Source organism: Streptomyces sp. NPDC017890, assembly GCF_044328675.1.
GTDB lineage: Bacteria > Actinomycetota > Actinomycetes > Streptomycetales > Streptomycetaceae > Streptomyces.
Genome location: NZ_JBIRHU010000031.1, coordinates 65,871 through 79,670, shown reverse-complemented (window position 1 = coordinate 79,670; position 13,800 = coordinate 65,871). Strand labels below are relative to the sequence as shown.

At 72.4% G+C, this 13,800-nt stretch carries 9 protein-coding genes; 6 read left to right on the top strand and 3 right to left on the bottom strand.

Going from position 1 to position 13,800, the window contains the following annotated elements; translation table 11 throughout:
• The first annotated feature begins 217 nt into the window (after positions 1-217).
• The 6 genes from ACH4F2_RS31705 (at position 218) to ACH4F2_RS31680 (ending at position 7,181) form a co-directional block, all read left to right on the top strand.
• A complete protein-coding gene (locus ACH4F2_RS31705) occupies positions 218-1,930 on the top strand; it encodes a DUF3492 domain-containing protein (RefSeq protein ID WP_398136193.1) in 1,713 nt (570 codons plus the stop codon).
• Positions 1,931-2,394: 464 nt separating this feature from the next.
• On the top strand, positions 2,395-3,489 hold the full coding sequence (locus ACH4F2_RS31700) for a hypothetical protein (protein WP_398136192.1): 1,095 nt from the start codon (positions 2,395-2,397) through the stop codon (positions 3,487-3,489).
• Between the two features lie 56 nt (positions 3,490-3,545).
• Positions 3,546-4,604, top strand: coding sequence for an NAD-dependent epimerase/dehydratase family protein (locus ACH4F2_RS31695; protein WP_398136191.1), 1,059 nt, complete (start codon positions 3,546-3,548; stop codon positions 4,602-4,604).
• On the top strand, positions 4,592-5,341 hold the full coding sequence (locus tag ACH4F2_RS31690; RefSeq protein ID WP_398136190.1) for a spherulation-specific family 4 protein: 750 nt from the start codon (positions 4,592-4,594) through the stop codon (positions 5,339-5,341). Before ACH4F2_RS31695 ends, ACH4F2_RS31690 begins: the two co-directional genes overlap by 13 nt.
• Positions 5,342-5,404: 63 nt before the next feature.
• Positions 5,405-6,583 carry an adenylyltransferase/sulfurtransferase MoeZ gene (gene moeZ / locus ACH4F2_RS31685; RefSeq protein WP_398136189.1) on the top strand — a complete coding sequence of 393 codons (1,179 nt, stop codon included), beginning with the start codon at positions 5,405-5,407 and terminating at the stop codon, positions 6,581-6,583.
• A gap of 250 nt (positions 6,584-6,833) precedes the next feature.
• The gene (locus tag ACH4F2_RS31680; protein WP_398136188.1) at positions 6,834-7,181 is read left to right on the top strand and encodes a DUF1330 domain-containing protein; all 348 of its coding nucleotides are present in this window, start codon (positions 6,834-6,836) and stop codon (positions 7,179-7,181) included.
• 295 nt (positions 7,182-7,476) lie between these two features.
• Here ACH4F2_RS31680 and ACH4F2_RS31675 read toward each other — a convergent pair whose 3' ends face one another.
• The 3 genes from ACH4F2_RS31675 to ACH4F2_RS31665 all read right to left on the bottom strand — a co-directional run bounded on the left by ACH4F2_RS31675 (position 7,477) and on the right by ACH4F2_RS31665 (position 13,779).
• Positions 7,477-9,030 (bottom strand): alpha/beta hydrolase, encoded by a 1,554-nt coding sequence (locus ACH4F2_RS31675; protein WP_398136187.1) that lies wholly within the window; start codon positions 9,028-9,030, stop codon positions 7,477-7,479.
• Between the two features lie 139 nt (positions 9,031-9,169).
• The gene (locus ACH4F2_RS31670) at positions 9,170-10,726 is read right to left on the bottom strand and encodes an alpha/beta hydrolase (RefSeq protein ID WP_398136186.1); all 1,557 of its coding nucleotides are present in this window, start codon (positions 10,724-10,726) and stop codon (positions 9,170-9,172) included.
• A 239-nt stretch (positions 10,727-10,965) separates the two neighbouring features.
• Complete coding sequence (locus ACH4F2_RS31665; RefSeq protein ID WP_398136185.1) at positions 10,966-13,779, bottom strand: YbhN family protein; 2,814 nt, start codon at positions 13,777-13,779, stop codon at positions 10,966-10,968.
• Positions 13,780-13,800: the final 21 nt, after the last annotated feature.

The following is a 13,800-nucleotide window of genomic DNA, read 5'->3' as shown; positions in this document are numbered from 1 at the left end:
CCGGGGGGGGGGCGGCCGGCCCCCCCCCTGTGGGTCGCGCAACCCCCCCTCCGCCCCACCCCCCCCCCGCTTTGTTTTATTGTCCGGCCCCCCGCGGGGGGGGGGGGGGGCCACCCACCCCCCCCCCCCCCCCCACCGCCTTGTCCGCATACGTTCGTCCCGCTGCGAGCCGCCGGGCCAACGGCGGCTCCCCAAACGGGAGATCGGGGGTGCACGCGTGCGCATCGGACTGCTTACGGAGGGTGGCTATCCGTATGTGAGCGGTGAAGCCGGGCTCTGGTGCGACCGGCTGGTGCGCGGTCTCGGGCAGCACCAGTTCGACCTCTACGCGCTCAGTCGCAGTGAGCGCCAGGAGGCGGATGGGTGGGTCCCGCTGCCGCCGCAGGTCAGCCGGGTCCGCACGGCGCCGCTGTGGGACACCGTGGAGGACGGGGTCGCGCACGGACGGCGCGCTCGCAGGCGCTTCGCCGAGTGCTACGGGGAACTGGCCGCGATTCTGTGCACGAGCACCCCCAAGGACTCGTCCGGGGCCTCGGAGGAGGCGTCGGCCCTTGAGGCGGACCGTTTCGCCAGCGCGCTGTACGGACTCGCCGAACTCGCCCGCGACGAGGGCGGACTGTCCGGCGCACTGCGCTCGGAGACCGCTGTGCGCGCCCTGGAACGCGCCTGTCGCGCGCCCGGCGCCCACCGCTCGGCGCGTGAGGCGCGCGTCCCCGACCTGCTCGCCGTCGCCGCGCGCCTCGAACGCGCTCTGCGCCCCCTGTCGCTCGACTGGTACGAGGACGACGGTCTCGGTGCCGTCGACCTGTGCCACGCCACCTCCGGTGGCACCGCGGCCCTTTCCGGCCTGCTCGCCCGGTACTTCCGCGACGTGCCTCTACTGGTGACCGAGTACGGGGTGCGGCTGCGGACGCACTACCTGACCGACCCCGACGCGTCACCCGCGACACGGTCCCTGCTGGCCGCCTTCCACGCCCGGCTGGCCGCCGAGACCTACCGGCACGCGTCCGTGATCACGCCCGGCAACACGCACGCCCGCCGCTGGCAGGAGCGTTGCGGGGCCGACCGTGCCAAGCTCCGCACGGTCCACCCGGGCATGGACGCGACCCCCTACGCCGAAGTGGGCGAGTCGCCGGAGTGCGCCGACCCGGACACCCTCGTCTGGGTCGGCCGTGTCGAGCCCACCAAGGACCTGGTCACGCTGCTGCACGCCTTCGCGGAGATCCGCGAGGAGCAGCCCGGGGCCCGCCTCAGGATCGTCGGTGCCCCCGCCGGCCCCGAGGGCGCGGCCTACCTCGCCCACTGCAAGGGCCTGGCCGCGCATCTCTTCCCCGACGAGGCCGACGGTCCGCACGCTGTCGGCCGCAACCCGGTGTCCTTCGAGGAGACCGGCGGGCCGGAACTGCCGTCCCGCGCCGACGCGTACGCCGCGGGCGCCCTGGTGGTCCTCTCCAGCGTCGTCGAGGGTTTCCCGACCGGCCTGGTCGAGGCCATGTTCTGCGGGCGCGCGACGGTGTCCACGGACGTCGGCGCGGTGGTGGAGGCCATCGGCGGCACCGGACTCGTCGTGCCGCCGCGCAATCCCCGGGCGCTCGCCGAGGCGTGCGTAGCCCTGCTGCGTGACCCCGAGCGCCGTGAGCGCCTGGGTGCCGCCGCGCGCGCCCGCGCACTGGAGCTGTTCACCGTCGAGCAGAACGTCGCGGCGTTCCACGGCATTTACCTGGAGATCCTCGCGATGACGCCCGTACGCCGCGCAGCCCTCGACGACACCGGCGGGCCCCTGCCGTTCGCCGTCCCCGCCGAGGCGCGCGTCCCCGGCCGCTGGGCCGATCCCACGACTCGCGTCGCGTCCCGAGGTGGTCCCCGCTGGGCGACGGACGCCCCCGCCCGGGCCACGACCCCGGTCACCGTGGCCGAGGGGGCCCGATGAGCGGCCTCGGCGAACTGGACCGACCCGAGACCCCGGGCACCCCGGGTGCCTGGGACGAATGCTCGCGGGCCCTTCTGGCCGCCGGGACATCCGACGCGGATGCGTCTGCCGACCGGCGAGCGGGTGACGACCAGAGCCCAACCGGGATTCGGCAGCCGGGCGAGAGGAGCCGACCGGACGTGGGTCGGCGGCCGGGCGAGAGCAACCGACCGGACGTGGGTCGGCAGCCGGGCGAGAGGAGCCGGCCGGGCGAAGGCCGGCGGCCGGGCAATGGCCGCGGATCGGGCGAGTACCCGTTTCCGGGGGCGGGCGGGCGTCCGCGCGACGCCGCCGGCGGCAACGTGGCCGACTGTGGCGGTGCGGCCGACCGTGGCGGAGCGGCCGACCCCGGCCGAGCAGTACCCGTCGGCAAGCAGCCGCCTTCCCCTGCTCGTCGAGCCACCGCGGATCCGGTGAAGGCCCTGATGCACCGGCACCACGACCTCTGCGTACGCGCCGTGGACCCGCTGGAGATCGCGGCGGGCCTGGAGGCGCACGGCGTCACCGACCGGACCGCCGCACGCTTCCGCCATCGGGACGTCTTCTCCCTCGCGGAGGAGATGTACGCCCGTGTCCCGCGTGACGGCGACACGTCCCCGCGCCCCACGGACCTGCCGGCCCCCCGGCTACGCGCCGCCTGGATCGTCCTCGCCCTGCTGCCCGGCGCGCTGTGTGTCGCCGCCGTGGCCGGCCTGCGCCTCACCGACGGCCGACCGCGCCTGATCGCGGCCGTCGTCGGCACCCTCGCGGTGACCCTGGCTCTGCGTGCGGCACTGCGCCGGGGGCCGCTGAGTGCCGCGACACGTACGAACGGCACCTGGGCCTGGACCTGCTGGCTCGTCGGCTATGCCCTCCTCGGTGACGGACTGCTCCGCACCGCGCTGGCCGGCGGCCCCGACGGCCTGCCCGACGGCACCGCCGACGGTCCGTGGCCCGTCACCGTCACCCCCGTACTGGCCCTCGCCCTGGCCTGCGCGCCCGCAGCCGCGAGTGCCCACCTCTTCGCCGTGCGCGCCCGCCGCACACTGTCGGCCAGTCGCGGCCTGGCCGACTTCTCCGCCTCCGTACGCCCCCTGCTCCTCGGCACGTTCGCCCTGTTCATGGGAGTCCTGACAGCCCTGGTCGCGCTGACCGGCGCGGTCCTCGCAGAGCCCGCCGCCTACGCCCAGACACTCACCCTGGGCGCGCTGCTCCTGCTCGCCCGCCTGCTCACCGTGCACGGCTGCACCCACGCCCCCGCTCTCGTCCTCACCGCGTCGGCCACCGCCCAGGCGGCCGCCCTGGCCACGCTCTTCGCAGGCCGCCTCCCCGGCTGCGAGTTCCTGGCGGCCCCCGTGGAGGCCGTGGTCGCCGCCTGCGGCCCGGCCGGCGTTCCGACGGCGATCTGCGGAACCGGAGCCCTGACCCTCCTGGTCCACACGACTCGCCGCCTGACCAGGGCCTCGGCCCACGCATCAACGGAGCCGACTGCGATGACCGCACCCCCGGACAGCCCCCCACACGCCCGTATCACCCTCTGAAGGAGCCCCCAGATGACCACCTCCCGACCCGACGCCTCGGCACCGGGAGCCGCCCGATGAGAGTCCTGCTGATCGGAGCCAACGGCTACATCGGCCGCTTCGTCGCCGACCGACTGCTCGCCGACCCGGCCGTCCAGCTCACCGCCCTCGGCCGCGGCGACGACGCCGACGTCCGCTTCGACCTCGCCACCGGCAGCCCTGGCGCCCTCACCCGCTTCCTCGACGCGGTCCACCCCGGCGTCGTCGTCAACTGCGCCGGTGCCACCCGGGGCGGCGCCCGCGAACTCACCCGGCACAACACCGTCGCCGTCGCCACCGTCTGCGAAGCCCTGCGCCGCAGCGGATGCGGCGCCCGCCTGGTGCAGGTCGGCTGCAGTGCGGAATACGGCCCCAGCCAGCCCGGCTCCTCCACCGCGGAGGACGCCGTACCCCGCCCCGGCGGCCCCTACGGTGTCAGCAAACTCGCCGCGACCGAACTGGTCCTCGGCTCCGGCCTGGACGCCGTCGTCCTCCGCGTCTTCTCGCCCGCCGGCCCCGGCACCCCCGCCGGCTCCCCCCTGGGCCGCCTCGCCGAGGCCATGCGCCGCGCGATGCAGTCCGGCGACGGCGAACTCCGGCTCGGCGGCCTCGGCGCCCAGCGCGACTTCATCGACGTACGCGACGTCGCCCGCGCCGTCCACGCCGCCTCGCTCTCCGCCGCGCAGGGGGTCATCAACATCGGCTCCGGCCGCGCCGTCCGCCTGCGCGACGCCGCCGCCACCCTCGCCCGCGTGGCCGGCTACGGCGGGTCCCTGCACGAACTCGACGGACCCCCCGGCACACTGCGGCCCGCCATCGGGCACCCCCGCACCGAATCCGTCGGCCACCGCGTCGAAACCCTCGGCCACCACCGCACCGACGGCCTCGGCCATCACCGCCCGGAACCACTCGGGCACCGCGGCGACCGCCCCGACACCGAGCACGCGGCCCCCGCCGCCCACCCGTACCCGGACGGCTGCGGCAGCTGGCAGCAGGCCGATGTGCGCACCGCACGCGACCGGCTCGGATGGCGACCCCGGATCGCCCTGGAAGAGTCTCTCGCCGATATCTGGATGGAGGCCGCATGCCGTATCTGACCAGCACCGAAGCGGGCACCGCGCGCACCGACGTCCGCACCGGCCTCGGTGTCCCGGGCCTGGCCCACCCCCTCGTCGCCCCCGGCGAGTGGGCCGGCCTCACCGGCCCGGGCACACCCCTGCACTGGGTCGTCCTCAACGTCGCCGACGGCCCCGGCGCCCAGCCCGACCCGAGCTGCCTGGAAGCCGGCGGACGCCTGCGCAACGCGGGCGTCCGCGTCCTCGGCCACCTCGATCTCGCGTACGGAGCGCGAAGCCACGGCGCCCTGATCTCCGACGCGCACCGGTACCTCGACTGGTACCAGGTCGACGGCTTCCTCCTCGACCGCTGCCCGTCCGAACAGGCCGGCCTTCCCGAGGTCCGCCGCACCGTCACCACCCTCCGGGTGATGCGTGACGACGCCCACGTCGTCCTCGGCCACGGCACCCACCCCCACCCCGGCTACGCCGAGAACGCCGGCCAACTCGTCACCTTCTCGGGCGCCTGGAGCGACTACCGCTGGTCCCAGGCGGCCGAGTGGAGCGCCGACCATCCGCCCGAACGCTTCTGCCACTTCGTCCACGGCGTCCCCCGCGGACATCTGGAGGAGGCGCTCCGTATCGCCCGCTGGCAGGGCGCCGGGACGATCTACTTCACGGACCGCACGGACCGGGGAGGCCGAGGCGACCCCTGGGAGACGATGCCCGGCTACTGGGACGAGATCGTCTCGCGAGTCGGGACGGGTGTCTCGGAATGAAAAAGGCCGTGGCAGTGTTACGAGGAGAACAACCGTAATCACTGACCGACCAACGGAGTCCCCGTGTCGCTGCCACCCCTGGTCGAGCCGGCCCCCGAGCTCACCGTAGACGAGGTCCGCAGGTACTCCCGCCACCTGATCATCCCTGACGTGGGGATGGACGGGCAGAAGCGGCTGAAGAACGCGAAGGTGCTCGCCGTGGGCGCGGGCGGTCTCGGCTCGCCGGCCCTGATGTACATGGCGGCAGCCGGTGTCGGCACGCTCGGCATCGTGGAGTTCGACGAGGTCGACGAGTCGAACCTGCAGCGGCAGGTCATCCACAGCCAGTCCGACATCGGCCGCTCCAAGGCCGAGTCCGCCCGCGACACCATCAAGGGCATCAACCCGTACGTGGACGTGGTCCTTCACCAGGAGCGGCTCGAGGCCGACAACGTGATGGACATCTTCAGCCAGTACGACCTGATCGTCGACGGCACGGACAACTTCGCGACCCGCTACCTGGTCAACGACGCCTGTGTGCTGCTGAACAAGCCCTACGTCTGGGGCTCCATCTACCGTTTCGACGGCCAGGCCTCCGTCTTCTGGTCCGAGCACGGCCCCTGCTACCGCTGCCTCTACCCGGAGCCCCCGCCCCCCGGCATGGTCCCCTCCTGCGCCGAGGGCGGCGTCCTGGGCGTGCTGTGCGCGTCCATCGGCTCCATCCAGACCAACGAGGCCATCAAGCTCCTCGCGGGCATCGGCGAGCCCCTCGTCGGCCGCCTGATGATCTACGACGCCCTGGAGATGCAGTACCGCCAGGTCAAGGTGCGCAAGGACCCCGACTGCGCGGTCTGCGGTGAGAACCCGACCGTCACCGAACTCATCGACTACGAGGCCTTCTGCGGCGTCGTGTCGGAGGAGGCCCAAGCGGCGGCCGCCGACTCCACGATCACTCCCAAGCAGCTCAAGGAGTGGATCGACGACGGCGAGAGCCTCGAGCTCATCGACGTCCGCGAGCCGAACGAGTTCGAGATCGTCTCCATCCCGGGCGCCCGGCTGATCCCGAAGAACGAGTTCCTCATGGGCTCGGCCCTCGAAAGCCTCCCGCAGGACAAGAAGATCGTCTTGAACTGCAAGACGGGTGTCCGCAGTGCGGAAGTCCTGGCGGTCCTGAAGTCCGCCGGTTTCTCGGACGCCGTCCACGTCGGCGGCGGCGTGATCGGCTGGGTCAACCAGATCGAGCCGGAGAAGCCCGTCTACTGATCACCGGCTCCGCTGACCAGCGGGACTGAAGAAGCCCACGGCTCTGACCAGTTCGGTTGCCGTGGGCTTCCGTCGTTGTCGGGCGGCGTTGAGCAACCTCGCACGGCCCGGGACAGCCCGGCCTCGGCGCCGGACCGCCACCTGTGTGGGGATCGCGCGGGTGGGGCCGCTTACCTGTGAGGTCATCGCCCCCGGCACGGCGGCGTGCCATGATCTCGGCGTACGGAGCCCGACCGACCGGAAGGACGCCATGCCCGCCTACGCCATAGCTCATCTGCAAGAGGCCGCCCCGCACCCGGAGATCGTCGAGTACATCGAGCGCATCCCCGCCACCTTCGAGCCGTACGGCGGACGCTTCCTCGTGCACGGCACAGAGCACGAGGTGGTCGAGGGCAGCTGGCCCGGGCACGTCGTGATGATCTCTTTCCCCGGGATCGCCGAGGCGCGGGCATGGTGGGACTCACCCGCATACCAAGAGATCGCACCGCTGCGCTCGCGGCACATCACGTGCGACATCATCATGGTCGAAGGCGTCCCCGAGGGCTACGACCCCACTGTCACCGCAAAGGCGATGCGGGAGGCCCTGCCCGCCGACTGACCCCCCGAGCTCGGCCGAGCCAGCGGCAGACGACGACGCGTGGCCGACGGAGCGAGTCGGCCGGGAGCTGCCTCGGCGCGAGCGATGGGACCACGGCCGTCCGGTCAACCGCGACGACTTCAACCGCTCGGCCCGGCGAGCGGCCCTTGCGAGCGGCCCTTGCGAGGCCCTTGCGACGGCGGACGTGCCGTTCGGCGGGCCGGCGGGATGCACGCGCTGCGGCTGTCCGGGCCCTTCTCCCGTCCCCGGGTGGCGGGGGCTTCGCGCACCGCAGGTCCCGGAGCCCCCGCCGTCGTCATGAGCAGACCTTGCCGTCCTCCGGCACCGTCCCCTTCAGCAGATAGCCGTCCACCGCGGAGTCGACACAGTCGCTCCCGCTCCCGTACGCCCCGTGCCCCTCGCCCTTCCAGGTGAGCACCACACCGACGTCCCTGCCCAGTTCGTCCGCCATCCTGCGGGCGCCCTCGTAGGGCGTGGCCGGGTCGCCGGTGTTGCCGACCACCAGGATCGGAGCGGCGCCGGAGGCGCTCACCTCCGGGGTCTCGTGCTGACCGGCCACCGGCCAGTCGTGGCACCACCCGGCCGTGTCCCAGCCGAGGAAGGCCCCGAAGACGGGCGAGACCTCGTCGAACCTCGGCAGCAGCTTCTTCGTCTCCTCGAGGGTCGGCCGCTGCTTGTCGTCCAGGCACGATATGACCCGTTGGGAGTGGGTCGTCGTGCCGTAGCGCCCCGAAGGATCGCGCTCGTTGTAGCCGTCGGCGAGAGCCAGCAGCTCCGAGCCGTCGCCCTCCTCGGCCGCGGCCAGCGCGCTGGTCAGGGCCGGCCACCCGTCCTTGCTGTAGAGCGGCAGCACGATCCCGGTGAGTGCCAGCGACTGCGTCAGCTTCCGCCCGGGCGACGACGTCGGCAGCGGCTCCGCGTCGAGCCGCCCCAACAGGTCGGCGATCTCCCGCGATCCCTGTCTCGGGTCCGCCCCCGTGGATTTCAGATAGTCGTCCAGCGCGCGCTGGAAGCCCCTGGCCTGGTTCTCGGCATGGCCCATCGTGTCGGCGCTCGGGTCCACGACGGCGTCGAGGATCACGCGCCCCACGCGCTTGGGGAACAGGTGGGCGTAGACGCCGCCGAGTTCGGTGCCGTAGGAGATGCCGAAGTAGTGCATCTTCTCGTCGCCCAGCACGTGCCGCATCAGGTCCATGTCGCGGGCGGTGTCCGTGGTCGATACGTGGCCCATCAGCTTGCCGGCGGCCTTCTCGCAGCCCTTGCCGAAGTCGGCGGCATCCTTGAGGTATGCCTGCTCCTCGGCCGCGGTGTCCGGCGTGGAGTCCACCGACTCGGCGTCCTCGATCGCCTCGTCGCCGCGGCAGCGGATCCCCTCGCTGGCGGCCACCCCGCGCGGGTCCCAGCTCACCAGGTCGTACCGCTCGTGCAGGGAGGACACGGTGTCGGCGTAGGACGGCATCGTGGAGACGCCCGAACCGCCGGGGCCGCCGAAGTTGAACAGCAGGGAGCCGATGCGCTCGTCGCCGGTGGCCTCGGCGCGGATCAGCGCGAGGTCGATCGTCTCGCCGCCCGGCTCGGCCCAGTCGAGAGGCGCCTCGAGCGTGGCGCACTGCCAGTCGCCGCCCGGCGCGGGGGAGTCGGAGGTGCCCTTGCAGCGGCTCCAGTCGAGCGTCTGGGAGGCCAGCGACTCGGGCACCCCGGACGGGGTCGCCGCCGACGGCCGTGCGCTGCTCGTCCCCCCTGTCCCCCCGTCGTCCTTGTCGTCACCGGACGAGCCGCTGCTGCAGCCCGCTGTTGCCAGCAGCGCGGCGGCGGTGGTCAGAGCCGTCCACCGTACGAGTCGTGCCATGTGCTCTCCCCCTCGCGAGCCGTCCGCGCCGTGCAGCGGATGGCGGTCATGCCATGGTAGGCGGATCGCGCAGCGCCCGTCGGGCCCTGTGGATAACGCCCTGACCTGCCTTTTTGCTCGTAATCTGCAGTTGTGGAGGTCAGGAGCAGACGGTTTTGGCCGCCGGTGCCTTCCCGTCCAGCAGGTAGTCGTGCACCGCGTTCTGCACACAGGCGTTCTTGCTGTCGTAGGCCCCGTGCCCCTGGCCCTTGTAGGTCAGCTCCACGCCCACGCCCTTCCCCAGCGCGTCCACCATCTTCCCGGCGCCCTCGTAGGGCGTCGCCGGGTCGCCGGTGTTGCCGATCACCAGGATCGGCGGCGCACCCGGCGCGCTGACGTCGGGATGGTCGGCGGCACCTGCGATCGGCCAGTCGGTGCAACTGAGCATGGACCAGGCGAGGTAGTCGCCGAACAGCGCTGAGGCGTCCCGGAACTCGGGCAGCTTGCGCTCCACGTACGCGGGGTCGTACCGCGGCTTGGCGTCGGCGCAGCTGATGGCGGTGTTGGCCGCGGTGATGTTGCTGTACTCGCCGTTCTGGTTGCGTCCGTTCAGTGCGTCCGACAGCACCATGAGGACCCTGCCGTCACCGTCGTACGCCTGGTCCAGACCGTCGGTGAGGTACTCCCAGAAGTCCTTCGAGTACAGAGCCTGCGCGATGCCGCCGGTCGCGGCGGTCTGGGTGAGTTCGCGGGGGAAGACGCCGGGGATCGGTTTGCGGTCGAGGTCATCGAGGAGCCGTGCGATGCGGTCCTTGACGTCCTGGGCGCTGTCCCCGACGGGGCAGGCGTCGACCTTCGACACGCAGTCCTCGGCGAAGTTGTCGAGCGCGAGCTGAAAGCCCTTCGCCTGCGCGAGCGAGCCCTGCTCCGGCGTCTGCGTCGGGTCGACGACCGCGTCGAAGACGGCGCGGCCGACCTTCCTGGGGAACAGGTGGGCGTAGACGCCGCCGAGTTCGGTGCCGTAGGAGATGCCGAAGTAATGCAGCTTGTCGTCGCCCAGGACCTGGCGCATCAGGTCCATGTCGCGGGCCGCGTCGGTGGTGCGCACGTGCGGCAGGATGTTCTTCGAGTGCTTCTCGCAGGCCGCGTTGAACTCCTCCGTGTTGTCCGCCAACTCGGTGCGCTCGGCCGCGTCGTCGGGGGTGGCGTCCTGCTGGAAGTAGGTGTCGAGCTGCTTGTCGTCCAGGCACTCCACGGGGGCACTGCGGCCGACGCCGCGCGGGTCGAAGCTGACCAGGTCGTAGCGGGTGCGCAGTTTCGCGTAGTCCTGGCCGAAGGCGGGCAGCGTGGTGACGCCCGATCCGCCCGGGCCGCCGAAGTTGAAGACGAGCGAACCGATTCGCCGGTCGGCCTCACCACTGGCCTCGGCCCGGATCAGCGCGAGGTCGATCGTGTCCCCCTTGGGGTCGTTCCAGTCGCGTGGGGCCTTCATGGTGGCGCACTGCCACTCGTCGCCGTCCGGCAGCGGGGACGGGGCGGCGCCGCCGCCTTCGGCCTCGGACGGTGCCGGGCAGTCCTTCCAGCCGAGCTTCTGCCCCGTCAGGTCCCCGTCTTCCCGGCTTCCGCCGCCGCAGCCCGCCAGCAGCGCGTACAGGGTCAGGGCGGTGGCGGTGGCGGCGGTGAGGGTGGCGGCGCGCAGCCGGGAGGGGATCGGCATGCCTCCATCGTGCGGTCGCGCGGAGTTGCGCGCTCGGGGCCGGAGCCGTCCGAGGTACGGGCAGTCCCCCGGGGCGAATGGACGCGCCCAGGGGGAGCACGGGTGCGGCCTCGACCCGCCGTACGGGTCAGGGCCGAAGCGTCGCCGTACGGGTCAGGGCCGAAGCGTAAGGGAACGGCTCGGAGGCGGGCCGGGGGACCGGTTCAGAGAGCGGCCCGGGGACCGGCCTGGAGACCCCGTTACAACGCCTCTTTCCGCGTCAGGTGGTTGAAGACCAGCCAGCCCGGCAGTACGGGCAGCCACAGCGTGAGCAGCCGGTACAGCAGCACTGCCGGGGCGGCGACCTCCTTGGGCAGGCCGACGGCGATCAGGCCGACCGTCAGCGTGGCCTCCACCGCGCCCACACCACCCGGCGTCGGCGCCGCGGACCCCAGCGCGTTGCCGGCGAGGAAGACGACCGCGACACTCGCCAGGCTGATCGACGTCGACTCGTCGCCGAAGGCCCGGATCGAGGCGTCCAGGCACATCACGAAGCAGGCGGTGAGCAGCAGCATGCCGCCGATGCCGGTGACCAGCTTCTGCGGCCGTTGCAGTACGTCCAGCATGCGGGGTACGACCCCGGCGAAAAGCGACCGCACGCGCGTGACGACGAATTTCCGCAGGAACGGCACCGAGGTCACCACGAGCACAAGCACCGCCACCGTCAGCAGACCCGCGATGACCGTCCGGGACGGTGACAGCGACGGCGTCTTCTCGGTGCCGGTCAGGTAGCCGAAGGACAGCAGCATCAGGATGTGACAGCCGAGCCCGAACAACTGCGACGCGCCCACGCTGGCGACCGCGAGCCCGGGGCGCACCCCTGCGCGCTGCAGGAAGCGGGTGTTCAGGGCGACGCCGCCGACCGCGGCGGGGGCGACGATCTTCACGAACGACCCGGCGACCTGCGCGGCCACGGTCCGCAGGAACGGCACTTTCTCGGGTACGAAGCCCAGCAGGGCCATCGCTGCCGCGACGTAGCTCGCCGCCGAGAACAGCACCGCCGCGGCCACCCAGCCCCACTGGGCGTTCGAGATCAGCGGCCCGAACTCGATGTGGGTGAGCTGCGTCAGCAGGAAATAGGCACCGATCGCGCCTGCGATGAAGCTGATCAGCGTGCGCGGTCGCACCCGCTCCAGGCGGGCCGGCTCGACGGGGGCCTGCGGCCTGATACGCAGTACGGCGTGCCGGATCTGCGTGAGCAAGTCCTCCTCGCGCGCCTCCTCCAGCGCCTCGTCGACGGCCCGTTTCTCCGCCCGCTGCTCGGCGCGTACGACCTTCTTGGCGGGTTTGTCGGGTCTCTCAGGTCTATCGGGTCTGACTGGTTTGTCGAGCTTGTCGAGCTTGTCGGGCTGTCCGGTTGTGGGGCCTGCGCCGTCACCGGCAGCCGCCTCCGCGCGGGCCAGCTTGGCCTGCCGGGACGATTCCAGGACCGCCTCCCGCTCGCGCTGGGCCCGCTCCCGCGCCAGCTTGCGCAGGGTCGCGCGCGTGGAGCGGCTGAGTGCGATGGGCTGGAGCATCGGCAGGCAGTCCGCCACGGCGTCGGGGCCGAGCACGCCCACCGCCGAGGCGACCGCGCGTTCGGCGCCCACCCGCAGCCCGAGCGTCACCAGGAGCTGGGAGATGTCCATGCGCAGCAGCAGGTCCCCGGCGGCGATCTCGCCGATGCGCAGGTCGGTGAGGATCACGGTGCCGGAACGATCCACCAGGATCGCGTCGCCCACCAGCCTGCGGTGCGCGATGCGACGGGACTGCAGGGCCTGCACCTGCTCCCAGGTGCCGCGCAGCAGGTCGTCGGTGATTTCCTCGTCCGACAGCGAGTCGAGAGTGCGTCCGCCGGTGTGCTCGTAGACGAGCATCACGGCGTCGGGACCCAGTTCGGACGTCGCGATCAGTTTGGGGGCGTTGGCGCCGGCCGCGATCGCCGCGTAGGCGAGCAGCGCCTCCTGCTCCAGGGCTTGCCGCAGCGAGGGCAGGCTGCTGCGGGTGGCGAAGCCGCGCAGCGTCAGGTTGCGCCACGCGCGGTAGAAGAAGCCCTGTGCCTGCTGCTCCCGGTCCACCACCGTCACGTCCAGCGGTCGGCCGTCCTCCAGTGTGACGAAGTAGCGGCGGCCGCGGTCCCCGGTCTCCGCGGTGTCCGTCGGCGCTTCCTCGCGGGCGGCGGTCACCGGGCGGAAGCCGACGTGCCGCAGGCCCGCCATCAGCGTCCGCCCTGTGGGGCGGACGTTGGGGGAGCCGACCGCGTACAGGGTTCCGTAGGCCACGGACCAGCCGATGAGCACCGTGAGAATGATCGAGAACGGCGTCGTGTAGCCGGTGACGAGCATCGAGAAGGCGTCGAGGAGCAGCACGATCCACAGCACCGCGCGCCAGCGGGGTCTGCGGGACATGCCGACGGCCGTCATGTAGGCGATGACCGGCGCCAGGTAACCGTGCACGGGGTCGGTGAGGGCGTGGACGTCGCCGGGCGACGGCTGGGTGAGCGCGTCCTGGATGGAACCGGGGGCTGCCTCGGCGACCCACAGGTCGGTGGCGAGGGTCACCCCGTGCGCGAGGACCGCCGCCAGCACGCCGTCGGCGATACGCAGCCCGTCCCGTTTGATCAGCCGCTCGATCGCGAACGCGACGGGCACGAGGAGGATCGCGATGCTGGAGGCCAGTCCCGCGATCTTGATCAGCAGATCGGGCGCCTGCCCGGTGCCCTTGCTGATGTCCTGTTCGAGGCCCGAGGTGGTGCCGTGCGCGAAGGCGGCGATGGCGAGCAGTACGGCGACGGCGAGCACGCCCACCAGGAGCCGCATCAGGTCGGACGGACGGTGCACGCGCGCGGGGAGCAGCGGTTCGTCGCCCTCCACCTCGTCGATGTGCGCGACGTCGTCGGGGTCGGCGGCGGTCGCCGTCCGGTCTGCGGCCGTCCGTCGGCCGGCGGTCTCGCCGTCTCCGTCCGCGGTGTCCGGGCGCGACGAGGAGTCAGAGGTGCCCTCGGGGTCCTCGGGGTGCACACCCTGCTGTTTCATCGCCTCTTCTTGCTCTCGTAT

Coding starts and splice junctions, on each gene's coding strand:
- ACH4F2_RS31665 (WP_398136185.1), bottom strand. CDS start 13,779: ATGAAACAGCAGGGTGTGCACCCCGAGGACCCCGAGGGCACCTCTGAC.
- ACH4F2_RS31680 (WP_398136188.1), top strand. CDS start 6,834: ATGCCCGCCTACGCCATAGCTCATCTGCAAGAGGCCGCCCCGCACCCG.
- ACH4F2_RS31670 (WP_398136186.1), bottom strand. CDS start 10,726: ATGCCGATCCCCTCCCGGCTGCGCGCCGCCACCCTCACCGCCGCCACC.
- ACH4F2_RS31700 (WP_398136192.1), top strand. CDS start 2,395: ATGCACCGGCACCACGACCTCTGCGTACGCGCCGTGGACCCGCTGGAG.
- ACH4F2_RS31695 (WP_398136191.1), top strand. CDS start 3,546: ATGAGAGTCCTGCTGATCGGAGCCAACGGCTACATCGGCCGCTTCGTC.
- ACH4F2_RS31675 (WP_398136187.1), bottom strand. CDS start 9,030: ATGGCACGACTCGTACGGTGGACGGCTCTGACCACCGCCGCCGCGCTG.
- ACH4F2_RS31690 (WP_398136190.1), top strand. CDS start 4,592: ATGCCGTATCTGACCAGCACCGAAGCGGGCACCGCGCGCACCGACGTC.